The sequence below is a fragment of the Asticcacaulis sp. P2_B1 genome (genome assembly GCF_056404915.1).
Genome location: NZ_JBFUDD010000007.1, coordinates 79670 through 104908 on the forward strand (window position 1 = coordinate 79670; position 25239 = coordinate 104908).

The 25239-nt window shown below is 61.2% G+C and carries 23 protein-coding genes, 1 tRNA gene and 1 riboswitch; of the genes, 13 read left to right on the top strand and 11 right to left on the bottom strand.

Translation table 11 applies throughout. The features are described from left to right. Positions 1–230: 230 nt before the first annotated feature. On the bottom strand, positions 231–785 hold the full coding sequence (locus tag AC1DX3_RS15910) for a heme-binding beta-barrel domain-containing protein (RefSeq protein ID WP_476990300.1): 555 nt from the start codon (positions 783–785) through the stop codon (positions 231–233). Positions 786–1075: 290 nt separating this feature from the next. Here AC1DX3_RS15910 and AC1DX3_RS15915 point away from each other — a divergent pair, with 290 nt between their 5' ends. Then, entirely contained in the window at positions 1076–4363 is a 3288-nt protein-coding gene (locus AC1DX3_RS15915) for a PAS domain S-box protein (protein ID WP_476990301.1), read from the top strand. A gap of 66 nt (positions 4364–4429) precedes the next feature. Here the strand turns inward: AC1DX3_RS15915 and AC1DX3_RS15920 are convergent, their stop codons facing one another. After that, positions 4430–5932: a S41 family peptidase gene (locus tag AC1DX3_RS15920; RefSeq protein ID WP_476990302.1), complete on the bottom strand. Its 1503-nt coding sequence runs from the start codon at positions 5930–5932 to the stop codon at positions 4430–4432. Positions 5933–6208: 276 nt separating this feature from the next. On the opposite strand from AC1DX3_RS15920, the gene gntA reads away from it, so the two are divergent. Both gntA and AC1DX3_RS15930 read left to right on the top strand, forming a co-directional pair. Next, the gene (gene gntA / locus AC1DX3_RS15925) at positions 6209–6913 is read left to right on the top strand and encodes a guanitoxin biosynthesis heme-dependent pre-guanitoxin N-hydroxylase GntA (protein WP_476990303.1); all 705 of its coding nucleotides are present in this window, start codon (positions 6209–6211) and stop codon (positions 6911–6913) included. Continuing rightward, complete coding sequence (locus AC1DX3_RS15930; RefSeq protein WP_476990304.1) at positions 6913–7467, top strand: MOSC domain-containing protein; 555 nt, start codon at positions 6913–6915, stop codon at positions 7465–7467. Before gntA ends, AC1DX3_RS15930 begins: the two co-directional genes overlap by 1 nt. On the opposite strand, the gene AC1DX3_RS15935 is transcribed toward AC1DX3_RS15930, so the two are convergent. Then, entirely contained in the window at positions 7427–8344 is a 918-nt protein-coding gene (locus tag AC1DX3_RS15935; RefSeq protein ID WP_476990305.1) for a DUF4349 domain-containing protein, read from the bottom strand. The genes AC1DX3_RS15930 and AC1DX3_RS15935 overlap by 41 nt on opposite strands. 63 nt (positions 8345–8407) lie before the next feature. Between AC1DX3_RS15935 and AC1DX3_RS15940 the strand changes: the two genes are divergently transcribed. After that, complete coding sequence (locus tag AC1DX3_RS15940; RefSeq protein ID WP_476990306.1) at positions 8408–9565, top strand: glycoside hydrolase family 5 protein; 1158 nt, start codon at positions 8408–8410, stop codon at positions 9563–9565. Positions 9566–9724: 159 nt separating this feature from the next. Here the strand turns inward: AC1DX3_RS15940 and AC1DX3_RS15945 are convergent, their stop codons facing one another. Beyond that, the gene (locus AC1DX3_RS15945; protein ID WP_476990307.1) at positions 9725–11296 is read right to left on the bottom strand and encodes an alpha-N-arabinofuranosidase; all 1572 of its coding nucleotides are present in this window, start codon (positions 11294–11296) and stop codon (positions 9725–9727) included. A 144-nt stretch (positions 11297–11440) separates the two neighbouring features. On the opposite strand from AC1DX3_RS15945, the gene AC1DX3_RS15950 reads away from it, so the two are divergent. Next, complete coding sequence (locus AC1DX3_RS15950) at positions 11441–12001, top strand: hypothetical protein (protein WP_476990308.1); 561 nt, start codon at positions 11441–11443, stop codon at positions 11999–12001. On the opposite strand, the gene AC1DX3_RS15955 is transcribed toward AC1DX3_RS15950, so the two are convergent. The 5 genes from AC1DX3_RS15955 to AC1DX3_RS15975 all read right to left on the bottom strand — a co-directional run bounded on the left by AC1DX3_RS15955 (position 12002) and on the right by AC1DX3_RS15975 (position 17341). After that, positions 12002–12895, bottom strand: a complete 894-nt coding sequence (locus tag AC1DX3_RS15955; RefSeq protein WP_476990309.1) for a Cif family virulence factor — start codon at positions 12893–12895, stop codon at positions 12002–12004. A 246-nt stretch (positions 12896–13141) separates the two neighbouring features. After that, positions 13142–13765, bottom strand: coding sequence for a class I SAM-dependent methyltransferase (locus tag AC1DX3_RS15960; RefSeq protein WP_476990310.1), 624 nt, complete (start codon positions 13763–13765; stop codon positions 13142–13144). Beyond that, positions 13762–14931 carry a cystathionine gamma-synthase gene (gene metB, locus AC1DX3_RS15965; RefSeq protein ID WP_476990311.1) on the bottom strand — a complete coding sequence of 390 codons (1170 nt, stop codon included), beginning with the start codon at positions 14929–14931 and terminating at the stop codon, positions 13762–13764. Before metB ends, AC1DX3_RS15960 begins: the two co-directional genes overlap by 4 nt. Positions 14932–14938: 7 nt before the next feature. Further along, the gene (gene metX, locus AC1DX3_RS15970; RefSeq protein ID WP_476990312.1) at positions 14939–15919 is read right to left on the bottom strand and encodes a homoserine O-succinyltransferase MetX; all 981 of its coding nucleotides are present in this window, start codon (positions 15917–15919) and stop codon (positions 14939–14941) included. Positions 15920–16005: 86 nt separating this feature from the next. After that, a riboswitch (SAM riboswitch) is annotated at positions 16006–16112 on the bottom strand. Between the two features lie 323 nt (positions 16113–16435). Beyond that, a complete protein-coding gene (locus AC1DX3_RS15975; protein WP_476990313.1) occupies positions 16436–17341 on the bottom strand; it encodes a DMT family transporter in 906 nt (301 codons plus the stop codon). 120 nt (positions 17342–17461) lie between these two features. Here AC1DX3_RS15975 and AC1DX3_RS15980 point away from each other — a divergent pair, with 120 nt between their 5' ends. From AC1DX3_RS15980 to AC1DX3_RS15995, 4 genes are all read left to right on the top strand, one after another. Continuing rightward, on the top strand, positions 17462–17869 hold the full coding sequence (locus AC1DX3_RS15980) for a GFA family protein (RefSeq protein WP_476990314.1): 408 nt from the start codon (positions 17462–17464) through the stop codon (positions 17867–17869). Positions 17870–18004: 135 nt separating this feature from the next. After that, on the top strand, positions 18005–19678 hold the full coding sequence (locus tag AC1DX3_RS15985; protein ID WP_476990315.1) for an amino acid kinase family protein: 1674 nt from the start codon (positions 18005–18007) through the stop codon (positions 19676–19678). Continuing rightward, complete coding sequence (gene rlmJ / locus AC1DX3_RS15990; protein ID WP_476990316.1) at positions 19675–20523, top strand: 23S rRNA (adenine(2030)-N(6))-methyltransferase RlmJ; 849 nt, start codon at positions 19675–19677, stop codon at positions 20521–20523. The genes AC1DX3_RS15985 and rlmJ overlap by 4 nt, the downstream gene beginning before the upstream one ends. Positions 20524–20677: 154 nt before the next feature. Then, positions 20678–21328, top strand: coding sequence for a hypothetical protein (locus AC1DX3_RS15995; RefSeq protein WP_476990317.1), 651 nt, complete (start codon positions 20678–20680; stop codon positions 21326–21328). A 116-nt stretch (positions 21329–21444) separates the two neighbouring features. Here the strand turns inward: AC1DX3_RS15995 and AC1DX3_RS16000 are convergent, their stop codons facing one another. Continuing rightward, positions 21445–22365: an endonuclease/exonuclease/phosphatase family protein gene (locus AC1DX3_RS16000; RefSeq protein ID WP_476990318.1), complete on the bottom strand. Its 921-nt coding sequence runs from the start codon at positions 22363–22365 to the stop codon at positions 21445–21447. Positions 22366–22456: 91 nt separating this feature from the next. Between AC1DX3_RS16000 and AC1DX3_RS16005 the strand changes: the two genes are divergently transcribed. Then, a complete protein-coding gene (locus tag AC1DX3_RS16005) occupies positions 22457–22939 on the top strand; it encodes a DUF4112 domain-containing protein (RefSeq protein WP_476990319.1) in 483 nt (160 codons plus the stop codon). 54 nt (positions 22940–22993) lie between these two features. Here the strand turns inward: AC1DX3_RS16005 and AC1DX3_RS16010 are convergent. Then, a tRNA-Thr gene (locus AC1DX3_RS16010) sits at positions 22994–23068 on the bottom strand. A 134-nt stretch (positions 23069–23202) separates the two neighbouring features. Between AC1DX3_RS16010 and AC1DX3_RS16015 the strand changes: the two genes are divergently transcribed. The 3 genes from AC1DX3_RS16015 (at position 23203) to AC1DX3_RS16025 (ending at position 25201) form a co-directional block, all read left to right on the top strand. Then, a complete protein-coding gene (locus tag AC1DX3_RS16015; protein WP_476990320.1) occupies positions 23203–23364 on the top strand; it encodes a hypothetical protein in 162 nt (53 codons plus the stop codon). A 91-nt stretch (positions 23365–23455) separates the two neighbouring features. After that, positions 23456–24748, top strand: a complete 1293-nt coding sequence (murA, locus tag AC1DX3_RS16020; protein WP_476990321.1) for a UDP-N-acetylglucosamine 1-carboxyvinyltransferase — start codon at positions 23456–23458, stop codon at positions 24746–24748. Beyond that, entirely contained in the window at positions 24749–25201 is a 453-nt protein-coding gene (locus AC1DX3_RS16025; protein WP_476990322.1) for a DUF2948 family protein, read from the top strand. Positions 25202–25239 lie beyond the last annotated feature (38 nt).

The following is a 25239-nucleotide window of genomic DNA, read 5'->3' on the forward strand; positions in this document are numbered from 1 at the left end:
TCGGGCGGGAATTGGGAGAGAGCTGTAAAGGCGGCTTTTTACGGGGCACTGTTGGCGCGGAGACACCCATTTACACCCATTTAGCGGCATGAGGTGAGGGCCAGTTGGGTGCTATTGGGTCACTGTTGTCGCAGAGTCACCCATTTCCACCCATTTATCGACCGGCGCTGACGGCGCGTTGGTTGCCATTGTGTGGTGGTCATCGCCGGGATCGCGCGAACCATCCGCGGTCAGACCCTTTGCAGGGCATTATGCGAATACACCTGAAAAGCTCCACCAGGTTCCGCGATCTCAAATGTCTCCTCGAAACGGTCGTTTCCGCTGAAGCGGTAAGTTTCTCTCGCCCGATAGCCGGCGGGTATATTTTCGAGTTGCTCGCTTTCAAACGTGATGTCGTCAGACGCCAGGTTCGCCGCCTGAGCGATGTACTGATTGACGAAGCCCTCGCTGTGAAACTGACGGAAGATCGCCCGGCCGCGGGCATCGTCGAAGCTGTAGAACCCAATATCCTGATGGACTTCTCCCTTGGGATTTTTGGGTTGAGGCAGATAGGTCGATTTATTCCGAACGCACAAATATTGGCCGTCAAGTGCCAGCTCGTAGGTGCGCTCGACCGTGCTGTGGCCAGGATCTCCGTCGCCTTCACCGCGCCATTGTCCGACAAAGCGAGACATAGCTGAGAGCGCGTTGCGGAGTTGAGGGGCTGCCCATGCAGGAACCGCCGCGAGCAAAGTGAAGCCCGCAGCAGAAGCAAGCCATGATCGGCGTTCGAGATGAAAAGGCATGTCCGAACCTCAACAAAATGGCGGCTGGCGGCTTCCCGTCGCCATAGTCTCATTCCGGTCCTGGTTTGGCAAGTTTGGAGTCGCCATGTCGAGGTTCAGACATGTCTGTGGAGTTTCAGACCGGCGGATAGGTTCGAATGGCGGCGGAGCAAATTTGGGATTATTTCGGGGCGTTGGGAGAGGGCCGTGACAGGCGATAGGGAAAGGTCTTACTGCTTTCTTATTTTTATTCTCGTTAAATCATGGTCTTACCTCTTTTCAGTCGTCATTTTTCAGCGGGGGCCCGTGCGGTGAGCAGAGAATTCGGTGTCGAAGAATCGCTTGAACAGAAGAGCGCCTACCTTGCCGCCATTGTCGATTCCTCAGACGATGCCATCGTCAGCAAAAACCTCGACAGCATCATTACCTCCTGGAATAAAAGCGCGGAACGGATTTTCGGCTTCGCGGCCGATGAAGCGGTCGGCCGGCACATATCGCTGATTATTCCTGAGGATCGGCGCTCCGAAGAAGACGTCATCATCGGCAAAATCCGGGCGGGTGAGCGTATCGACCATTTCGAGACGGTGCGCCAACGCAAGTCCGGCGAACCCATCTGGGTTTCCGTGACCGTATCGCCGATTAAGGACGCCGCGGGGACGATTGTCGGCGCCTCTAAAATCGCGCGCGACCTCACGGAACAAAAGCGGACGGAAGAATTATTGCGCCTGGCCGGTGACGCGGCTGCCATCGGCCTGTGGGATGTCGATGTGATCAGTGGCACACTCTTTTGGGATGGGCGCTGCAAAGCCATGTTCGGCATTTCGCCCGATGTGCCCGTAACGATGGACGATTTCTACAATGGGCTCCATCCGGACGATCGGGAAGCGACGGTCGAGGCGTATCTGGCCGCCCAGGATCCTGAGCGCCGCGCCTATTACGATGTCGAATATCGCACGATCGGAAAGGAAGACGGCCTTGTCCGTTGGATAGCCGCCAAAGGACGCGGACTTTTCGACCACAGCGGCCATTGCGTCCGCACGCTCGGCACCACCATCGACATTACCTCCCGGAAGGAGGCGGAATTGCGCCGCGGGGTGATGGCGGAACTGACGGAACTGATCCAGACGACCAATACGTCGGACGCCCTGGAGAAGGCCTGCGGTCTCATGGGGCGTTACTTTTCAGCCTCCCGCGTCGGTTTCGGTCATCTCGAACCGGAGATGGATGTCTTTGACTATACGGTATGCTGGACAGACGGCACGGTACCGCCGCTGCTCGGCCAGTTTCCGGCGCATGTCTTTGGTAGCCAGATTGTCGCCCGGCTGAACGAGGGCAAAACCGTCGTCATCGGTGACCTATTCAACGACCCGTTGAGTGACGATGCGCGCACGCAGGCAACCGCCACGGAAGTCGATACGCGCGCCATCCTGGTCGTACCGTTCCTGTGGGAAAATCGGCTGCAGACCATCGTTTATCTCAATGCGCGGAAACCCCGGACCTGGACGCCGGCCGAGGTGTCTTTCATGGAAGCTTTCGCCGAACGCCTTCGTCAGCTGCTTGAACGGGCGCAGGCGGAGGCGGCGCTTGCCGCCAGCGAGGCGCAGTTCCGCATCCTGGCACAGGCCGTCCCAAACCACGTCTGGACGGCGGACGCCACAGGGGCGTCGCATTGGTACAACGACAAAGCCTATGAATATACGGGCTTTGAGCCGGGCACCTTATCGGGTGAAGCCTGGATGAAGCTTGTCCATCCCGATGATTGGAACCACATCCGTGCGGCCTGGCTGTCGGCCGTACAGGCGGGCGGCCTGTATGAGGCTGAAATGCGCATAAGGCGGGGCGATGGCGCCTATCGCTGGCACATCGTCCGAGCTATCCCCGTGCGCGGAGCGGACGGGGAGATCGAGCGTTGGATCGGGACAAATACGGATATTCAGGACCAGAAGGCCGCGCTGGAGGCCTATGAAGAACTGAACGCAAATCTCGCACAACGGGTCGCCGAAGCGTTAGCCGAGCAAAAGCTGCTGGCGGAGATCGTTGAAAGCACGGATGCCTTTATTCAGGTTGCTGATCTTGGGTACAATTGGCTCGCGATCAATAAGGCAAGCGCGGACGAGTTTGAACGGATATTTGGAGTCAGGCCCAAGGCCGGCGACAATATGCTCGAAATTCTCGGCCACGTGCCGGAACATCAGGCGAACGTGAGGGCCATCTGGGCGCGCGCGCTGGCGGGCGAGCAATTCACAGCCATTGATGAATTTGGCGATCCGTCCCTCGACCGTCGTCACTACGAAATGAAATTCAACAGCCTGCGCAACGGTGATGGAGACCTGATCGGCGCCTATCAGTTTGTGTATGATGTCACCGAGAGGCTGCGCGATCAGGCGCGGTTGAAAGAGGCCGAAGAACAGCTTCGGCAGTCGCAGAAAATGGAGGCCGTCGGTCAACTGACAGGTGGCATCGCTCACGATTTTAATAACATGCTCGCCGTTGTGTCCGGGTCGCTTGAGCTACTCAACAGGCGCGCGTCCATGGATGACGCCAGATCGAAGAACCTGATCGCATCAAGCCTGGAAGCTTCGCGACGGGCCAGCAACTTGACGCAAAGGCTGTTGGCATTTTCACGACAGCAGCCGCTGAAACCCGAAGTCATCGACGCCAACAGGGTGGTTTCAGGTATGTCCGACTTGTTCCGCCACTCACTGGGGGCCGCTATCCAGCTTGAAACCGTGCTCGCCGGCGGTTTGTGGCGCGTTCATATCGATCAGAACCAGTTCGAAAACGTCCTCCTCAATCTCGCGGTCAATGCGCGCGACGCCATGCCCGGAGGCGGTCGCCTGACCATCGAAACGCAAAACGCCCATCTGGATCAACGCTATGTCGCCAAGGAATTGGGTATTGCGCCAGGCCACTATGTCATGGTCGCTATCACGGATACCGGCACCGGGATGCCGCCTGACGTCATTGCAAAGGCTTTCGATCCCTTCTTCACGACCAAGGAGGTGGGCAAGGGTACGGGACTCGGCTTGAGTCAGGTTTACGGGTACGTCAAACAATCCGGCGGCCATATCAAGATATATTCCGAAGTCGGACAGGGCACGACCGTCAAAATCTATCTTCCGCGCTACACCGGCGACATGGGCGAAAACGCGGAAGAGTACGGGCAGGATTTTGTGCCGACCTCGGAGGACCGGGAACTGATTCTGGTCGTCGATGATGAGGACTTGGTCCGTCAGTTTTCGGCGGCGGCCCTTTCAGACCTGGGTTATCGCGTGCTCGAAGCCAACAGTGCCAAGGCAGCGCTGGAGCTACTGATGGAGCGACCTGATATCGACCTTCTTTTCACCGACATTGTTATGCCGGAGATGGATGGACGCAGGCTGGCGGATACGGCGGTGGAACGGCGCCCCGGCCTTCCCGTGATTTACACGACGGGATACACCCGCAACGCCATCGTCCATAATGGCGTTTTGGATACCGGCGTCGAACTTATCGGAAAGCCGTTCACCTTGGAGGAGCTGGCGACGCGGGTTCGTGAGGTTCTTGACAGGTCGTCAATACGACTTCTCCGGCAACCGACAGAGTCGCCAAAATCCTGACTGGCTGGGAGATGCTGTCGCGCAGATACACCCAGCGATATGGCTCCCAGCCTGGGGTGTTGTTGTCTATTTCTGCCGTACCAAATCGGCTTCGATCAGATCTATAAAACTCTGGGTCGACCAACTCAGGCTGGCATTGACGATGGCCGGGCGGTAGACTTCGCCGCCGGCGCGCGGGCGGCCGATATAGACCTTGTTCGGAATGATCACCCGCGCGAGGCCCGACGGCGCCGGCTGCGATCGCACCTCGAGATAGGTGCTGTCGGCGGAGGATGGCGCACCGATCAATTTGGTATTGGCAAAGCGCGTGAAATAATCAAGCGCATCGTCGCAGGCGCTGGCGCACTGTCCGGGGACAATGACATAGACGGTGACCGCAAGGGCAGGCGGGTCGCCCGGGCGGTCGCGCTCCGGATCGGCGACGGGTTTCATGACTGGATCATCGGGCTCATCGAACCAGGTCTTGCCCTGGTCGGCCGCAATTTTGAGCCCTTTGGCGACGGGATCGAATTCGTCGGCGATGGCAGCGCGGTTTTGATCACGCATCTCCTTGACCATGCCGACAACGTAGTCGGCATTGGCTTTCGACGCGCGCCAGCGGACGTGAGTCTTGGCGAAATAGGCGTTGATCCGGCGATCGGCGCGGTCCTTGCCCCACAGGGCTTCGGCCGCCTGGTCACTCCATTCGCTGAAGCCGCCTTGGTTGTTGCGCAGATCGATGACGATTGCCCGCGCGTTCAGGAAGCGGTCGCGGTGATCGTTGATCTCCTTGAACATGGCGGCATAGGCGTCACGCCCGGCGGCGTCGGGCTGGAAGCTGGGCATGGCCAGCCAGAGCAGGCCGGGCCTGGGCTCGGTGACGCCGATCGGCAGGACTTCGCCATTATAGCTGTCGGTGCGCCATTTCAGATAGGTGTCGTCGGAGGCGCGCCAGGTGAGAGCCAGGGTCGTCGTCTGCCCACCGAGGGCGAAGTCGCAGGAAGAGGGACGGGTGACAAACGGGTTACCCCAATCCGTGAAGAGGTTCCGCGCCTGGCTCCACCACTGACCGGCTTCGTGGACGCGCCCCTGATAGGCAAAGACGTTGCTGAGGATCAGGTCGTTGGCCGGTTTGCCGTCGCAGGCAAGGACCGTGGCACCCTGGGGCGGGCCGCCGGGCTCGGAGGCATAAACCAATAGCCGGTCGCCGCGCCAGGCGGCAATGAAGCCCGGCCACTGCGTTGCCGGCAATGTACCTGCCGGCAAGGTGGCCGCCACCTGGGCGTGGCCGTCGCCAAGCGTCACCGAGAAGCTCTGCAAAGTTGCCTGATAGCCCGCGGCGTCAGTTACCTTCGGCACCAAGGCCAGTGCCTTGGCCCGGGCTGCCTTTAGCAAGGCTGGAAACTTCGGGTTGGCCGTGTCGTACATGCCGGGGTGGTTGGCGGCGAACTGGGCATAGGCCTCTTCGACATCGTGCCGCGCGGCATCGGACCATCCCTGCGCCGTCGTCGGCAATACGGGCGTGTCGGCAGCCGCCGCTCCCGCAATAATGCATAGTGTCAAAGCTGCGCCGATCGCTTTCAGTGTCATGCCGGCCTCCCTTGCGATGGCCAAGGATGGCCAGGACGCTACGAGGTGACAAGTGAATTCGGTGTTAGAATTCAGCCGCGTCGGTGATTAACGCGCGATCGGTTACGCGAGTGCGGCGGATCATCCAAATTGCGCAGTCTTATGCGAACCGGGGGGCGATTTTATAAATTTGAGTCACCGTGAACAGGCTTACCCAATTCTTGCGCGGTGACTGGCCACCGCAAGTTTTTCCCTTATTTGCGAAAAGTTATAAACGCTCTCCAAGGAGAGCGTAACGTGTATATCCCTACCGAGAGCATTTCGGACGGCGCCAATAGCGCCCTTATCGAGGCCTTCGAAGCCCATATTAAAGATAAAGCCTTTCCGTGCGTCGGCGCCAAGTCGGCTTTGGCGCGGCAGCAGATGCAGTTCCTGGTCGTCGGCGACATCCGTTGTCCGCGCGACGACCGGGTCATTTATCAAAGCTTGCGCGACTATGCCCGCGCTTATCACGCCCATCCCGGGCCGTTCCAGAGCTTCGTCGTCTTGTTCGAGACGGCCGGGGCATTATCCGAGGCCGAGTTTGAAACCGCCATGTGGTCGCGCATCCAGGCTCTGGAGAATTTAGACGCGGCCAGCGGCGAGGTTTACGACCCACGCGTCAGCCCCGACCCGGGTGATGCGGCGTTTTCCCTGAGCTTCGGCGGCGAGGCGTTCTTCGTGGTCGGACTGCATCCGGGCGCCAGCCGGCCGGCGCGGCGGTTCGATTGTCCGGTGATGGTGTTCAATGCCCACGATCAGTTCGAAAGCCTGCGTGGGGCCGATCGTTATGAGACGCTGCGCGCCAGTATACTTGACCGCGACGCGGCGCTAGCTGGCGATGTCAATCCGATGCTGGCGCGTCACGGCGAGATTTCGGAAGCCCGGCAATACAGCGGTCGAGCGGTCGGCGATGATTGGCAATGTCCGTTTCGCCGCGTGCATGATCCCGAGTCAAGCTGATGCCCAAGCTGGCCGACGTGCTGATCGCCACGGGCGAAAGCTTCGTTACCGAACCGGTGGCGGAGGTTGAGCTGCTGTTCGGCGGGTTTGCCGGCGATCGCCATTTCGGCCTGACGCGGCAGTCGTGTTCGAGGACGCCGTGGCATCCGCGCAGAACGACGATCGCCAATACGCGTCAGGTGTCGATCGTCTCGGTGGAGGAATGCGCCGGCATTGCGCATGACATGGGGATCGAGCGGATATTGCCGGGATGGCTGGGCGCCAATATGGCCTTCAGGAATATTCCGGAGCTGAGTGCTTTACCGGCGTCGACGCGCGTTATATTTCCGTCGGGCGCGACGGTTTTCATCACCGAGGAAAATGTGCCGTGTCGCCAACCCGGCCGGGTGATCGCTCATGAATATCACCGGTCTGAGCTGGCCGGCGAATTTACCAGGGTCGCCATCGGGCGCCGGGGCGTGTTGGCCCTGGTCGAACGCGAGGGGGTAGTGCGGGCGGACGACAGGCTGCGCATCATTTATCCGCGGGGGCATCGCGAGGCGATGAGGGGGTAGTATTCAGCTTGCGCTGGCGGCGCCATTTCAGGCCGTACCAGACGGCTGGGACACCGATGATGGCGAGCGGCACCAGGAAGCTCAGGACGTTGATGATGGCGGCGAACATGATCATCATATTGCGCAGGATGTTCTTGAAGGCGTCGCTGACCGGCTCGAACGTGCCGGAAGAGGCGGCCACGGCGTCGCTTTGGTAGGTCAGGGTGAGGTGGGTGGTGGCGACGCGCTTTTGCATGACGGCGAGGGCCGATTGCGAGGCGTCGATGTCCTCCTGGACCTGGGACAGCTGGGTTTCGGCGGCGACCAGGTCCTCGATCTTGCCGGACCTGGTCTTGATGATCTCGATCAAACGGTCGCGCAGGGCTTCCTTGTTCTTGATGTGGGCTTCGGAATTGACGATCTGCAGGCTGAGGTCTTCGCTGGTCACCGATTGGCTGGCGATGCGGCCGTGGACCCTGGCGAGGCCGGCCTCCAAGCCCGCCTGATAGGTTTTGAGCCAGGCCGGGGTGACGCGGAGCTCGAGGGTTTTATTGACGTAGTTGTCGCCGCGGTCGGCGGAAGAAGAGAGCGAGATCATCTGGCAGGCGGCGACGCCGGCCTTGTCGCACAGGGCCTGATCGGCCTTGATCAGGGCTTCGACGCCGTCGGCCGAGGCCTGGAAGCTGTAATCGTAATCGTAGGCCAGTTGCGGGACGGCGATGGCGGTGGCTGCAGCGCTGCCGCCGCTGGGGGCTGTCGCCGGTGCGGCGGGGGCTGTCATGCCGGCGGTGGCTTCAGCTGTTTGGGGATTGTAAAGTTTTCGCTCATCCGCCGGCTTCGCGCATCCGCTCAAGGCAAAAGCGATGGCCAGAACCGCTGCGATTGTGGTATTTTTCATCTGTCGTCCCGCGCTGACGTGGTGTTATATGGCGACTATGAACTTGAACCCGACGGCTGGCCAATGAAAAGTCTTGTAAGCTTTTTGAGCGCTTGTCTGCTGCTGGGTTTGGCGGGCGGCGCCGTGGCGCTGCCGGCTTTTCCTTTGAAAACAGGTCTTTCCGATGATCAGGCGGCGATCCTCGACGCCAAGGGCGCGCGGGCCCGGCTGATCAGCGTCAACTGGTTCGGGGCGGAGTCGGCGGCGTTCGTTCCGGGCGGGCTGGACAAGCAGCCGGTCGACAGGATCGCCAGGCTGATCAAGGCCGGCGGCTTCAATTCCGTGCGCCTGCCGTGGTCAAATGAGATGGTCGAAAGCAATCCGGTGGTCAGGGCGGCCGATGTCGCCGCCAATCCGCAGTTCCAGGGCCAGCGCGCTTTGACCGTCTTCGACGCGGTGGTGAAGGCCTTGAGCGATCAGGGTTTGATGATCGTCCTGGACAATCACCGCAGCCGCGGCGACTGGTGCTGCGACGAGATCCACGGCGACGGCATGTGGTACACGACCGGCTATCCGGAAGGGTCGTGGATCAATGACTGGAAGGCGATGGCCGGGCGGTACAGGGCCAATCCGTTCGTTATCGCCGCCGAGCTGCGCAACGAGATCCGGCCGGATGCGTCGTTAGGCGTGACGCCGTCGTGGGGCACCAATGACGGGGCTACCGATTGGCGGATGGCGGCGATACGCGGGGCGGAGGCCGTGTTGAAGGTCAATCCCAACCTGCTGATCGTTATCGGCACGCCGAAATACCAGACCGATCTGACGCCGGTGCGCGACCATCCGGTGAGTTTAAGCGTGGCCGGGCGGGTGGTCTATGCGGCGCATGACTATGCGTGGAACCGGTCGGCCGATGAACTGGCCGATCCGCTGGCCTTCGAAGTCGGTTCGTGGCAGCGCTGGGGGTTCGTGCGTGAGCCGGGCCATGCGTGGACGGCGCCGGTCTATATCAGCGAATGGGGCGGGTGTGTGCAGGGGGCGTGTTCGGCCGATCGGGTAGCCTATACCCAGGCGGTGTTGACCTATCAAAGGTCGTCGCAGATCGACTTTGCGTGGTGGCCGTTGAACGGGACTCAGATGGCGGGTTATGGGCGGACAAAGGGCGCGGTCGAGACGTTCGGGTTGACGACCCAGGATTGGAGCGGGTGGGCTGCGCCTGCGGTGGTGGCGGGGCTGACGCAATAAAAAAGGCCTCCGCCGGTGAGGGCGGAGGCCAGTGAATCGCGGGGAGGAAGGCGATCCTTAGAGCATGCTGCGTTTCTGTCGAAACGTTCGCATGCTCTAGCCTTTTGTTTTGACGCGCATTTTATCCGAAAAGTGGTATCCACTTTATCGGAATGCGCTCTAGTCCAGGGCGACGACGGTGACCGATTCCGGGGCCAGTTTCAGCACCAGGGCGCCGTTCTTGCTGGTGGCGGAGTAGGCCTTGGGCGCCACGACATTAGGATTGTCGAAGGTGTTGACGCTGTCGATCTTGGGCGAGGTCAGGGTCTGACCGCTGGCGCTCTTGGCCTTGAAGCCGAGGATTGACGCGTCGATTTCGACCGGCTGGGTCGGGTCAATATTGGTCAGGGACAGGTAGATTTTACCGTCCTTGCCCTTGGCGGCGATGATGTCGACGCGGGGCATCGACACAGAGTCCTTGGTATAGGTGCCGGCGTCATAGGTGACCGGGATGAAGGTGGCGTCCTGGAACGGCACGTAGAGCTTGAAGACGTGATAGGTCGGCGTCAGCACCATCTTCGGGCCGTCGGTCAGGATCATGGCCTGGAGGACATTGATCATCTGGGCGATATTGGCCATGCGCACGCGGTCGGCGTGGCGGGCGAAGATGTTGAGGCTGACCGCCGCCAGGACGGCGTCGCGCTGCGAGTTCTGCTGGGCCAGGAAGCCCTCGGTGCTGCCCGGCGTCTTGGCGTACCAGGCGCCCCATTCGTCGACGGCCAGGATGACCTTCTTTTCCGGGTCGTACTTGTCCATGATGGCCGAATGCTTGGTGATCAGTTCGTCGATCTTCAGGGCCGATTTGATGACCTTGGCATATTCGGTCTCATCGAAACCGGTCGCGGGCTGATACGGCGGCCAATGTTCGAAACCGGAATAGAAGTGCATGGAAATGCCGTCGACTTCCTTGCCCTGGATCCCCTTCATGACGACGTCGGTCCAGTTATAGTCGTCGGAATTGGCGCCCGAAGCGATCTTCTTCATATGGGCGTCGCCCTGCTGGGCGGGATTGTAGTTCTTGGCGTAGGTGGCGTAGTCGCGATATTCGTCTACGTAGTGTTCCGGCGTCATATTGCCGCCGCAGCCCCAGGATTCGTTGCCGATGCCCATGAATTGCACGGCATAGGGGGCTTCGTGGCCGTTCATCTGGCGCGCCTTGGCCAGCGAGGTTTCCTTGGCCGAGGTCATATATTCCAGCCATTCGGCCATTTCATGCGGATTGCCGGAACCGACATTGCCGGAAATATAGGCTTCCGAGCCGATCTGGTCGATGAAGTCCATGAATTCGTCGGTGCCGAACGTGTTGGGCTCCAACACGCCGCCCCAGTTGGAATTGAGCGTCACCGGGCGCTTGTCGGCCGGGCCGATGCCCTTTTCCCAGTGATATTCGTCGGCGAAACAACCGCCGGGCCAGCGCACGTTCGGCACCTTGATCGCCTTCAGCGCCGCGACGACGTCGTTGCGGATGCCGCGCGTATTGGGGATGGCGGAGTCCTTGCCGACCCAGATGCCGTCATAGATGCCGGTGCCGAGATGTTCGGCGAATTGTCCGAAGATTTGGCGGTCGATCGTGGCGCCGGGCTTGGTCGTGTCGACGCTGAGGGACACGGCCGGTGGGGCGGCATCGGCGGCAAAAGCGATGCCAAAGGCAAGCACGGCCATGGCGGCCAAGGAAACGGAGGAAGAGCGCATGTCGGGGGGATCCCTGCTGAGGTGGCTTATGTTATTGCGGCTATTTGTAGGACAAATAAAAACGCCTGACAAGCCGATTCAGGTTGGAAACTTGCGCTGGCTGCCAAGTCAGCGTTAACCTCTTGAGAGAAGAGGGGATAAATCATGTGGAAAAAATGGGCGCTGCTGAGCTTTGCGGCGATGGGCCTGAGCGCCTGCGGGATGCAGTCCGACGACAATTACGGCGTCTATGCCGACGGCGAATTCTATTTCGTCGCCAATTACAGCCAGCACAAGATCAACTTCACCAGCGACGCTCATCCGGGGCCGGATATCCTGTTGGGCGAGATCGAGCAGGGCAAGGGGATCGGTTTTACGACCTGGCGCGACAAGGCATCCTGCGGCATGGCGGATGAGAAGGGCAACAGCTTCGTTATCCCGCGCAAGGTGCCGATCGTCACGCGCAACAACATCACCTATATGGTGACGCCGCAGCCGGCCGTTTTCCGGGCGGCCGACAACGGGCAAAATCCGCATAGTGTGTTTGTGACAGTGAAGACAGCTCAGGGCGTGCCTTATCGCTATCTTTATGATGATACGGTGGGGATCCGCTTTATCGACCGCAATAATCAGGATGGCAGTTTCGACCGGCGGATTTTCCTGGAGCAGGGCGTGGGGTTATTGGCGCATTGCCGCGGGTTTTCGTTGGATGATTATCAGAACTGACTATTCCGCAGACTGATAGATATCCGCCGTCACCACCCACGACGTCGCTTCGGCCGACAGCTTGTGCCAGACGCGGACATAGTGGCCTTTGAAAGTGCCGTCGGCGGCGCTGGCGTGACCGTAGGTATAGACCATGTCACCGCCGGAAGAACCGCCCTGGCCGTCGCGGGTCCAGGTCAGGCCGGCGGGCCGGGTGGCCAGCATGGCGTTGCGGTCGGTATCGGCTTTCGGCGCGGGAAGCTGGCTGGTTGCCGGCGGGCCGGAATCGCCGGCGACGATGTCGGGCAGGGACCAGCCGAGGGTGTTATAGGCGGCCGGAGCGGTGCTGGTCGCCAAGGCGGTGTTGTATTTATCGTCCAGTCCAGAGGCTTCGCCGGCCGAGGTTTCGGGCGTCGGCGACACGCCGATATTGAAGGAGCGAACATTATTGGCGGGCTTGGGCAGGTGGCCCGGCGTGTCGGGGCCGGCGCCGCCATCGAGCACCCAGAGCCAGGTGCCGTCGGCCTGTCTTTGCCAGACGGTGAAGAACCAGCCGGTCTTGTCCGTGCCTTCGACCCACCAGGGTCCGAGGTCCCAGGCCATGTCGCGCGACCCGGCCATGCCGACCCAGTGCGGTCCCCAGCGCAGTTTCGACGGCTTGTCGCTGGAGTCGGTTTTCAAGTCTTCGGCCAGTTTGGCGTGGATGGCAAAGGCCTCGGGGTGGAAGTTGACGGCGTCAGGCGTCGAATATTGGAAGAAGCCCTTGGCGTAGCCGTGGACGTGGGTGAAGGCGTCGAAATCGCGCTCGGTCTGCTCTACCTGGCTGGCGGCTTCGATTGCGTTGATAGGTTTGGCCATGACCGTCGCCGGGATCAGGATGGTCATTATGGCGGCGGTTATGATCGCGAACTTCATGGCTTGGTTCCCCGGTTTTTAGGAAGCAAGAAGCCCCACCACCACGCCCTCCGGGCGCGGTCCCCCTCCCCGGCAAGCGGGGAGGATCAAATGTTCTTGGTCCTCCCCGCTTGTCGGGGAGGACCAAGAAGCAAAGCGTACAGGGCCGCCCGCGCGGCGGCGGTGGGGTCTCTAACTTACTTACTTACTTACTTAACTTGGAGCTTACGCCAATTACGCCGACCGGCAAGTTACAGTTTCGACAGGCTAACGCTTGCGCGCGACAAGATCGATCAGGGCCGAGCGGCCGCGGTGGCCGTCGCCTTCGTCGAGTTCGGCCTCGTAGGCCTTCAACACCTCGATATCGCAATCGGCAAAAGCATCGCGCAGCAGCTCGACCGTGTACATCTTGGTGACGTCGTCCGGGCCGCCGGTGCCGTATTCGACCTGTTTCGGGGTATAGCCGTGCAGCAGGATCAGGCCGCCGGGGCGCACGCTTTGTTTTAGGCCGGCAAAGATGCTGTCACGGAAGGCGGGATCGGCGAATTGCACGAAGGTGGCGACGACGGCGTCATATTGACCGTCGGGCCAGGCGAAGTTTTTCAGGTCGATATGACGAAAATCGATGGCGACGCCCTTGTCGGCGGCGAGGCGGCGGGCCTTGTCGAGGGCGACATCGGAATAGTCGCAGGCCGTTACCGTGTGGCCGAGAGCGGCGAGGAAGACGCTGTTGCGGCCTTCGCCGTCGGCCGGCAGGAAGATGCGGCTGCCAGCCGGGATACTCAGGGCATGGTTGGTGACGAAGCGGCTGGGCTCCTTGCCGAAGATATAGGCGTCGGCGCTGTAACGCAGATCCCAGAAGTGGCTGGCGGTGCGGATGGCCAAGGTCATGACAAGTGCCCCAGGGCTCGGTCGAGGGCCTTGATCAGGTCTTCGGCGTCTTCGAGGCCTATGCTGAGGCGCAGAAGGCCATCGGTGACGCCGGCTGTCATCAGGGCTTCCTCCGACATGGCGGCGTGGGTCATGGTGGCCGGGTGGACGATCAGGGACTCGATGCCGCCGAGCGACTCGGCCAGGGAAAACAGGTCGATGGCGTCGAGCACGGTCTTGACGGCGTCGAGGCCACCCTTGAGCTCGAAGCTGATCATGGCGCCAGGGCCCGATTGCTGGCGCTTGGCCAGTTCGTGTTGCGGGTGGGAGGCGAGGCCGGGATAGTTGACGCCGGCCACGGCCGGATGGGCTTCGAGGAATTCGGCGATGGCCTGGGCGCTGGCCTGCTGCTGGCGCACGCGCACGAACAGGGTACGGATGCCGCGCAGGGTCATGTAGCTGTCGAACGGGGCCGAGGTGGCGCCGACGCAATTGGCCCACCAGCGATAGGTGGCTACGTCTTCGGCGGTGGTGCAGACCAGGCAGCCGCCGATGACGTCGCTGTGGCCGTTGATATATTTGGTCGTCGAATGGACGACGAAATCGGCGCCAAAGCGGATCGGGTTCTGCAGGGCCGGCGACAGGAAGGTGTTGTCGACAGCGACCTTGGCGCCGGCGGCGTGGCCCTGCTTGATCAGCTTGTCGAGGTCGACCAGGCGCAGCAAGGGATTGGACGGTGTCTCAAGCAGCAGGAGCGCTGTCGGTTGCGACAGGGCTTCCGCCACGGCTTCGTCGTCGCCCTGGTCGACATAGACCAGTTCGATCAAACCTTGACGCGCACGGGCATTGAGCAGGCGTTGGGTGCCGCCGTAACAATCGTGTGGCGCCACCACGCGGCGGTTGCCCTTGAGGTCCTGCCACAGCAGGTCGAGAGCAGCCAAGCCTGACGCGGTCATGACGGCGCCTACGCCGCCTTCGAGATCGGCAATGACCTCGGCGATGATTTCACGCGTCGGATTGCCGGAGCGGGCATAGTCGTAGTGACGCTTCTTGCCGAAGCCGTCGAAGCTGTAATTGGTCGTCAGATAGATAGGCGGCATGACGGCGCCGTGCGCCGGGTCGGAATCGATGCCGATATTGACGGCGCGCGTCGCGAGGGACGCGGTCTTCAGATAGTCTTTTGTCATGGTACTTTTATGCCAGGGAGGAGCGGACGATATCGGAGACGAGTTTGATTTCCTTGAGGAAAGCGTCGTGTCCGTAGAGGGACGGGAATTCGATGAAGACGCTGTCGGCCAGTTGTTCGTGCAGCATCTTCATGTCGCCATAGGGGACAAGGCGGTCGGTCGGGACCGCGGCCAGGAAGACCTTCGCCTTGATCTTTGCCGGATCGACGCGGTGGCGGTCGAGGCTGTCCGACATGGCGATCCAGCGATTGACGTCGGTGGCGGCATAGGCATCGCCGCGGGCGCGCAGATATTGGCAGACGACATAGTTGTCGCCGGCGAGATCGGGCGCCGGGCCGTCGAAACGTTCGGCGAATTCGGCATCGCTGCGATAGGTCGTCATGGCCAGTTGCCGGGCGAGCGAAATGCCTTCATGCGGCTTGCCGTTATCCTTGCCGAATTGCAACATGCGGCGTTGCAGGCCGCGGAAGGCGGTGGCCATCGGGTGAGCGCGGTGGGCGGCCGAGATGATGCACAGACGCTCGACGGCGTCGGGGTAGAGTTCGGCAAAGGCCAGGCCGATCATGGCGCCGTAGGAGGCGCCGATAAAGGAATAGATGCGGGTGACGCTGATCTGGTCGAGCAGCAGTTTGACCAACCGTGCCTGGTCGTGGGTGGTGATGGTATAGACTTTCGACGCCGGCAGACGCGGGGCGAATTCGATCGACAGGACGCGGAAACGGTTGAGGTCGAGGGCTTCGCCGGGACCGGCAACGCCTTCCCACCAGCCGGGTGCGGTTTCGGTCGAGTCTTCCTTGGCGAACAATACGCGTCCGGCCGAGATGCCGCCGGCGGCCACCACCACGGGAGCGTCTTTCGGGCCATAGAGTCTGGCCACGACGTCCTTTTGCTCGAGACTTTGGCCGCTTTGCAGGCGGAAATCGGCGGGCAGGACCGCGGTGATGTCGGTCCCGGTCAGGTCGGGCAGGTTGAGGTTTTGCATGTTCATGATGTCAGGTCACAGCTGCGGAAAACAGTCATCGTGACCAGTCGAGAGAACGACCGCCCCGCCGCGAGCGGCAGGTGGCTTGACGTCTCTCATCTGTCGGGGAAATGCGCCCCGTAGGAGTTGGCACCATACCGGAAATCCGGCGGTTGCCCCAGCGTCGTCGGGCCTATCCCTCGACTGGTCTCGATGAGTATATTTCCCATCGCTCAATTTCGCACCTGCGTCAAGATGGGATAGCGGGTTTGGGGATTTGGGGGCGAACACCGGCTCTGTGGATGTGGCAAGTTAAGAGGAAGGGGATCCGCAGATTACGCAGATTACGCAGATTTTTCAGAGCCCCGTTGGCCGGCACCGGCCGAAATTCAATCTCCAAAAATGATCGCTGCGCGATCGCATCGCAGTCGGCAGCACGCATTAAACCAAGGGCTAAGATTCTGAAAAATCTGCGTAATCTGCGTAATCTGCGTAATCTGTGGATACCTCTTCTTCTTCTTGCGCTGTGACCACGCCTACGGGTCAAACATGATCCATGGCGGGTTTTTGCCGAGCGCGGCCCCATTCGGCGAGGACGATGCCGGCGCTGACCAGGATCAGGGCGACGACGTGAAAGCCGTGGACCGGCTCACGCAACAAAAGCACCGACAGGCCGACACCGAAAATGGGCAACAGGTTGATGAACGGTGCCGCGCGGTTGGCGCCGATCAGGTCGATGCCGGCGATATAGGTCGCCGAGGCTACCAGGGCGACGAAGACCGAGGCATAGACGACGATCGCCCAGCCGGTGGCGTCGGGCCAGCCGAAGGGATGGGCGACGGATTGCCACGCTACGAACGGAATACAGGTGAGGGCGGCGCCCACGCACGGAATGGCCAGAAAGCTTTGCCAATGCAGGACGGGCTTCCATTTCAGGCACACCGTATAGGCGCTGTAGACCACGACGGCCAGCAGCATCATGGCGTCGCCGATATTGAGCTGGAGTTTCAGCAGCCGGCCGATATCGCCCTGGGTGGCGGTCACCAGGACGCCGATAAAGGTGCAGGCGAAACCCGCCAATTGCCAGACGGTTGCACGCGTGCGGAACAGCAGGAAATTGCCCAGGAAAATGGCGATCGGCATGCCGGCCTGCTCGATCATGACATTGATGACGCTGGTGTGGGTGAGCGCCGAATAGAGCAGGACATTGAACAGGGCAAAACCCGTGGCGCCGTAGGCCAGCAACAGCGGCCAGTGTTTCACGATCACCGGCCAGTCCTGCTTCAGTGGTTTCAGCGACAGGGCGACGATCAGAATGGCGGCGCTCCACCAGCGCAGGGTGGTCAGCAGGATGGGGTCGATATGGCCGACCCCGATCTTGCCGGCGATGCTGTTGCCGGCCCAGATGAGCGAGGTGAGGATAAGCAGGCTGTAGGCACGGATAGGCATGGCGGTGCTTTAGGCGCAAACCGCCCCGGAGTTCAAGCGCGCGAATGTCTCATCCTCTTTCGCAAGTCCGTTTTCATTGTTAGGTCTTGACGCTTGTATTTGGGACAAACGGGGAAGCCTATGTTGAGAACCTACACAGGAAGCTGTCATTGTGGAGCCGTGCGGTTCGAAGCAGACCTGGACATCGGCGCGGGGACGGGCAAGTGCAATTGCACGATCTGCACCAAGATGCGGTTGTGGGCGGTCGAGGCGAGACCTGAAGTCTTCCGCCTGATCGCGGGCGCTGAGGATATGACGGATTATCGCGGCAAGAACGATGTTGCGCATCACGTATTTTGCAAACATTGCGGCATCCGTCCCTTCGAATGGGTCGATATGCCCAATATGAGCGGCAGCAAATATTATAACGTCAATGTCGCGTGTCTGGACGGCCTCGATATCGATGAATTGATGGCCGCAACGGTTTCATATTATGACGGCCTGCATAACGATTGGGGCGCAAGGCCGGCCGAGACGCGACACCTGTAGCCGCCCGTCAACAGCGTCCCGGTTAAACCCATGCCATTGTGGCATCAGCCTTTTTGCACAGCGCCTGACGTTTTTTCTTGGCGCGGCGGCGAAAGTCTTATAGCGACCAGCTGAAAATCAACTACAGGCAGCCCTATGTCCATTCTTGTCGTCAAATTCGGCGGATCGGTCCTGATCTCGGAAAGCGCGTTGCAGCGCGCGGTGTCGGAAGTCTATCGCTATGTCCGCGATGCCCATAAGGTCATTGCCGTGGTGTCGGCCTTCAAGGGCCAGACCGATCAGTTGCTGCGCCTGGCCGGGTCCTATACCCAGGCTTCGGTGTCGTCCGCGACGCCGCACCTAGTGGCGACCGGCGAAATGCGGGCGGCAACGTTGCTGGCCATGGCGTGCGAGCGCTCCGGTATCACCACGCAATTTCGTTCGGCCTATGAGATCGGCCTGATTGCCGACGGCGAGCACCTGAACGCCAATCCTGTCGCCATCAAGCCCGAGGTGCTAAGCGCCGATTTGCAGCGCGTCGATCTGGTGGTCGTACCGGGCTATGTCGCCGAAAACGCCGCCGGCGAGCCGGTGTTGCTGGGCCGCGGCGGTTCCGACCTGACCGCCGTCTATATCGCCAAGGCGCTGGACGTGCCGGTGCGGCTCTATAAGGATGTCGACGCCATCTATGACGCCGATCCGGCGACCGTCGGCGACGCCGCCAAGCCGTACCAGTCATTGGCGTGGGACGAGGCGCTCAAGATCGCCTTCCCGGTGGTTCAAGGCAAGGCCATGCGCTACGCCGCCGACCACGGCATGACGGTCGATGTCGCCGGCCTGAGCAAGGGCTATGAGACGACGATGGRCACGGCGACGGCCTATCGCACCAGCCCGGTATTGAAGCGCAAGATTCGCGTGGCGGTCATGGGCGCCGGCGGTGTCGGTTCCAAGTTTCTGGAAAGGTGCCTGGAGTGGGGTGATCTGATCGAGGTCGACCGCATCCTGGTGCGCGATGCTTCGAAGCGGCGCGACCATCCTTTGGCTGCTGCCTTTACGTCGGATGCGCGGTCGTTCGTGCGCAACGATGTCGATGTCTTTGTCGACATCGGCACGGGGGTATCGCCGTCGGCGGAGCTGCTGGAAGGCTTTTTGAAAGCCGGGGTCAGTGTCACCAGCGCCAACAAGCAGGCGGTCGCGGCTTCGGGCGAAAAGCTGCGGGTGGCGGCGAAATCGTCGGGCGCCATGCTGACCTATTCGGCCTCGGTCGGGGGCGGTGCGCCGATCATCGAGGCGCTGAAACGCGCCGTCAAGTCGCATAAAATTACGGGTTTCTGCGGCGTGTTGAACGGTACGTCGAACTTCGTCATCGACCAGGTCGAGGCCGGCCGCACCTTCGACGCCGCCATGGACGAGGCGCGGCGGCTGGGCTTTGCCGAGCCGGATTCGACGGCGGATTTGGACGGTACCGATGTCGGCGCCAAGCTGAAGCTGCTGCGCGATATTGCCTTTCCGGGTGAGACGCCGGTCCATATCGAGGTCGGGGCGATCACCGAGGACTCGCTGATTATTCCGGCTGGCAAGGGGCTGCGCTATGTCGCCCGTTGTTATCGCACGGACGGCGGTTTGCAAGCTTCCATGAAACTGGAAGTGTTGGATGCGGACCACTATCTGGTCGGTGCCCGCGGTGAGCAGAACCGCGCGATTATCGAGCTGGATAACCGCGAAACGTGGTATGTGACGGGCAAGGGCGCCGGCGCGTGGCCGACTTCGGAGTCGTTGCTGGCGGATGTGTTGCAGATCTCCCGCGAGCATAAATTGTCGAACCCATGAACTATCGCCACGGCTTCCATGCCGGTAACTTTGCCGATCTGGCCAAGCACGCCGCGGTGCTGAGTTTCTTGCGGCTGTTACGTCAGGACACCGCGCCCTTGATGGTGGTCGATACCCATGCCGGCGCCGGCTATTACGACCTGTCCAATCCCGATTTCGCGCGTTCGAAGGAGGCCGAGGCCGGGATCAAGTATTTGCTGGGCAAAGATGTGCCCGACAGTTTGAAGCCGTTGGCCGACTATGTCCGGTCGAAGAACGCCCGTGCAGGCTTCAAGGATCGCGTTGGTATCTATCCCGGGTCGCCGACCCTGATCCTGGATCACCAGCGGGCAGGGGATGACTATGTCGGCGCCGAGCTGCGGCCGGACGATTTCGAGCTGCTGCGCGAGCGGGTCGAGCCGCGCGGCCAGGCGGTGCGCGAAGACGGCTACGATGTCGCCGTCGAGGCCGCCAATGACGACAAGAACCTGTTCTACCTGATCGATCCGCCGTTCGAAAAGGCTGACGATTATGACCGCATCGTCGAGGCCCTGCACGGTGTGTTGGCCATTCGTCCCGATGCGCGAGCATTGGTGTGGCTGCCGCTGAAGGACCTTGAGACCTTCGACGCCTGGCTGCGGTTGATGGAGCGGGTCATTACCGAAGGCGATTTGCCGCGTTCGCCGGATATCCTGGTTGCCGAGCTGCGCCTGCGTTCGTTGTGGAACCCGATGAAGATGAACGGCTGCGCCTTGGTCGCGGTCAACCCGCCAGAGGGCTTTGGCGCGCAATTGGAAGCCATTTCCCGCGACGTCGTGGCCGTTTTCGGCGAAGGCGGCGCCGAGGCGCGGTTGCGCACGCTGTAATCTAACGGTCTGCGTCAAATTGCCGTGAGGGCGGTTCTCCTTATTGGAGAATGGCGTTAGCTATGTTATGTTGCGACGCACAATAGTTGTTTGTCGCGCAATCTGCCCAAAAAATGGGAGTCATTTTTTGGATTGCGCTCGTATAGAGGTTCCCATGTTGACCATGACCGATATCGACTCGCCGAAATTCTCCCTCGCCACCCCCGAAGATATCAAACAGGCCTCCGAAAAGGTCCTGCATTTCTGGGTCGGCGCCATGTCGCCCATGTGGGTGCCGTTCTGGGCCGCGTCCAGCTTCGGATTGAGCGCCTGGGCCTTGACGCAGAGCCTGACCAAGGCCGAGGGCCTGCGCGACCTGCCGTTGGCCAGCCAGTGGCCGGGTTTCTCCGGCACCTGGGCGAAGGAAGCGCTGAAAGTGGTGGAAGAGGACGTTGTGGCGCCGGCCGAAGCGACAGTGGCCGTCGTTGAAGACGCGGTGGAAGAGGTGGCCGAAAAGACCGCTGAAACCGCTGAGGAGGTATCAGAGACGGTGGCTGAAGCCGCGGCGCCCGTGGTCGAGGATACGACCAAGGCCGTCGAAAGTGCAACTGCCGAAGTCGTTGCTGAAACGAAGCCGCTGATCGATCCGGTCACCGAAGTGCCGGTGGTGCCGGCCGTCGCCGAAGCGATCGCTGAAACGCCGGTTGTTGAGGCACCCAAGGTTGAAGCGCCTGCGGTAACGCCGAAGCCGATTGCCAAGACCTTGTCGGCGGCCAAGCCGAAGGCGGCGACGACGCGTGCCAAGGCGCCTGCCAAGGACGCATAAGGGTTTATCCGCAGATTGACGCAGATTTTAAGCGGTGATTTTTCACAGCCGGAACGGCGACCGATTGAGTTCTGAAAAATCGCCCTCTTAAAATCTGCGTCAATCTGCGGACACCCTTACTTCACCGGCCGGATTTCGAACACGATCGGCCGGTGATCCGAGCCGTCGAAACTGCCGGCATGGCGGCTGCTGAGGTTCAAATCCGGGCTGGCCATGGCGTTGTCGATATTGACGCGCAGGAAGCCCGGCAGATAGGCGATCCACGTGCCCCACAGAGCCGGGGCGGTGTGCAGGTTCATGCGCTTGGTAAAGTCGTGCATCTGGGCGGCGCAAGGCGGCGTGTTGAAATCGCCGACCAGGACGAAGCGCTTGTCCGCGATCGACGCCAGGGCGCCGCCCAGCCGGCTGAATTGACGGGGCTGGTCCTCGACGCTCTTGAACGGCCAGGGGCGGGTCAGGTGGGTCACGCCGAGGTTCAGGTCGCCCTGGGGCGCCTTGACAGTCATGGTGATCAGGGCAAAGCCCGGGGCGCGCGGATGTTCGTCGACGATCGGCCAGCGCGACGCCACCACCATGTCGTAGCGCGTCACGATATAGGGGCGGTCCTGACGCAGGGTGTCCATCAATTGTTGGCGCACCCACGGATTGACCTCGACCATGGCGACGATGTCGGGATCTTCCTTTTTCAGCCAGGGGAGGATCTTTTCCGGGTGCTGGTTGCGGATAAAGACATTGGCGAAGACCATGCGGATCGGCACGGCTTTGCGATCCGCCGGCTTCTGGGCCGCGAACGCCTGGGGCCAGATGGCCAGGATCAGGACCAAGGTCGCCGCTAGGCCAATGTAAGCTGCTTGTTTTTGCCGGATAAGGAACAGCAGGGCGGTGGCGATGACCGCGCCACTGAGGATAGGCAGGGTGAAGATATCGATCAGGTAGAACAGTTTTTGGTGCGGATTGACCAGGCAGATCAGGCCGAGGCCCAGCATCACGACGGCGACCGCCACGCACAGCCACGAAAATAAGGTCTTGATGAGCATCGTGGTGACGAATCCAATCGGTTGTTGACAAGCACGGCTATCACAGACCACTTTCGTGGTTAAGGACAGGTTTCCGCGAGAGGGGCTCATAATGGCGAAGACCCACGACGATATCCGCCGAATCTACGACTCGATCGACAATATCAAACGGCTATCGGACCGCATTGTCGGTATCGGGCCGATCAATATTATCGGGCTGGACGGTATCCTGTCATGGATTCCGATTCCTTGGCTAAACTCGGCTTATTCCTTGATCGCCGGCGGTTTCATGGTCATTCAAGGGCTCCGCGCCCGATGCGATGTCACGACGCTGGCCGCCGCCATCATAGTCATCCTGATCGACAGCGGCGTGAGTTCGCTGGATGGCATCCTCCCCATCCTGCCGGCCGGCTCGATCGCCGATACCCTGTTCCAAGGCCACCTCTACGCTGCCCACATGATCCAGAAGGATATCGAGAAGACGATGTATTTCGAAGGCAGCGCCTCGGAAGCCCATCGATCTGGCGAGCATGCGCAGAACCTGGCCGATATGCGCGCCACCAAGGGCAAGAAGCGGATTGTTTATCTGGGTTAAGACTTGGAGCCAGAAACTGGTCGGGGCCCAGATCATCTCTGACCTGGGCCCCGATGGTGCCGCCGGGGGGAATCGAACCCACGACCTCAGCCTTACCAAGGATGCGCTCTACCACTGGGCTACGGCGGCAAACGGACGCTTCGAAAAACATCCGAGGGCGGGGCTATAGCCAAAGTTCGGCGAAAGACAAAGCGAAAAGTGCCCGATCACGGAAAAATCGTCGCTATTGCAATTTTGCGCCTGGTTTTCTATTGGCTTAGGCCATGACCGCCCAGGACGACGCCAAGACGCCTAAAACACACGAGCAACTGAAGGCCGAACGCCTTCAGCAGGCCTTGCGCGACAATCTGCGCCGGCGCAAGGCGGCTCAGCAGCCGCCGACGCCAACCGGCCATCACGAAAAAGCGACACCGACAGAAGACTAATTCTGCCACGAGGTGTTGCACGCGCCCCATTTGCATGTAGAACCGCTGATCTCGCCTTACGGGGCTTTAGTTTCGTTATACGGACGACTTTATGGATCGCATTGCTATCGAAGGCGGCGTGCCTTTGTTCGGGGATATCCCCATTTCCGGCGCCAAGAATTCCGCCATCAAGTTGATGGCGGCGTCGCTTTTGACGTCGGAACCGGTGCGATTGACCAATATGCCGCGCCTGGCCGACACAAGGCTGCTGGGCCGGCTGCTGCAGCGATTCGGCACCACCATCACCGAATCGGACGGTCCCGACGGTCAGCAAAGCGTCCTGCACACGCCGGAAATCACTTCGGCCTTCGCGCCCTATGACCTGGTGCGCCAGATGCGCGCCTCGTTCAACGTCCTGGGGCCTTTGATCGCCCGCACCGGCCACGCCAAGGTCAGCCTGCCCGGTGGTTGTACCATCGGCGCCCGGCCGGTCGACCTGCACCTGAAGGCGCTGGAAGCGCTCGGCGCCCATATCGACATGCATGAAGGCTATGTCTTCGCCCAGGCGCCACGCGGCCTGAAGGGCGCCGAGATTGAATTTCCTTTCGTCAGCGTCGGGGCCACCGAACACGCCCTGATGGCAGCGGTTTTGGCGCACGGTACAACCGTGTTGAAAAACTCGGCCTGCGAGCCGGAAATCGTCGACTTGGCCGAATGCCTGAACGCCATGGGCGCCAAGGTCAGCGGGGCAGGGACCACGACCATTGTCGTCGACGGCGTGACCAGCCTGAAGGGCTGCGACTGGTCGGTGATCTGCGACCGTATCGAAGCCGGCACCTATGCCGTGGCAGGCGCCATGGCCGGCGGCGAGGTGCGTTTGACCAAGGTGCGCCCGGAACTGATCTCCATCCTGCTCGACAAACTGACCGAGGCCGGATGTGAGATCCATCGCGGCGCCGACACGGTCACCATCAAGCGCCCGGGCAAGATCCATCCTGTCGATGTCACGACCGGCGTCTATCCGGGTTTTGCCACCGACCTGCAAGCGCAGTTCATGGCACTGATGACCCTGGCCGACGGCGAGAGTGTCATCCGCGAGACCATTTTCGAGAACCGTTTCATGCACGTGCCGGAACTGGGGCGTCTGGGGGCCGATATCGCCGTCAGCGGCGGTGAAGCCCGCGTCAAGGGTGTGGGCGAGCTGCGTGGGGCGCAGGTCATGGCAACCGATTTGCGCGCCTCGGCTTGTCTGGTCATCGCCGGCCTGGCAGCGCGCGGCGAAACCATCGTCAACCGCGTCTATCACCTCGATCGCGGCTTCGAAAACCTCGAAGGCAAGCTGCAGGCCTGCGGCGCTAATATCAAGCGGCTCAAGGGCGACGAGCCCATCATGGAAGACGAATAGATGGGATTGTTCGGGATCGGAAAACCGCCCGTAAAACCCCTGCGTTTGATGGCGCAGGAGGCCGACGACCTGCCGGCCATCGCAGCCCTGATCCAGGATGCCGCCCTGCGTATCGGCGATCTGATGTACGAGCCGTCCGGCCGGCATTTCACCGTGCGCATGAACCGGTTCTGCCATGAAGCCGGTGGTGTTCCGCCCTTGCGTGCGCCGTCGGTCCTGCGCATCAGCGGTGTTACGCGGGTGCAGTATCGCGGTATCGACCCGAAACAGAGCCAAACAGCGCTGAGCCTGCTCGATATAGCGTTCGAGCCGGGGGAGGCCCCGGGCGGCGCCGTGACCCTGCACTTTGCCGGCGGCAATCGCGATGTCCGCATCGAAGCCGAATGCATCGACGTGCTGCTGCTTGACCTGGCAGCACCCCGCCGGGCAAAAACGGCCCCCAATCACAACTGATCACGGCGCGCTGCCACTTGCCAAATCACGCCAAGCTA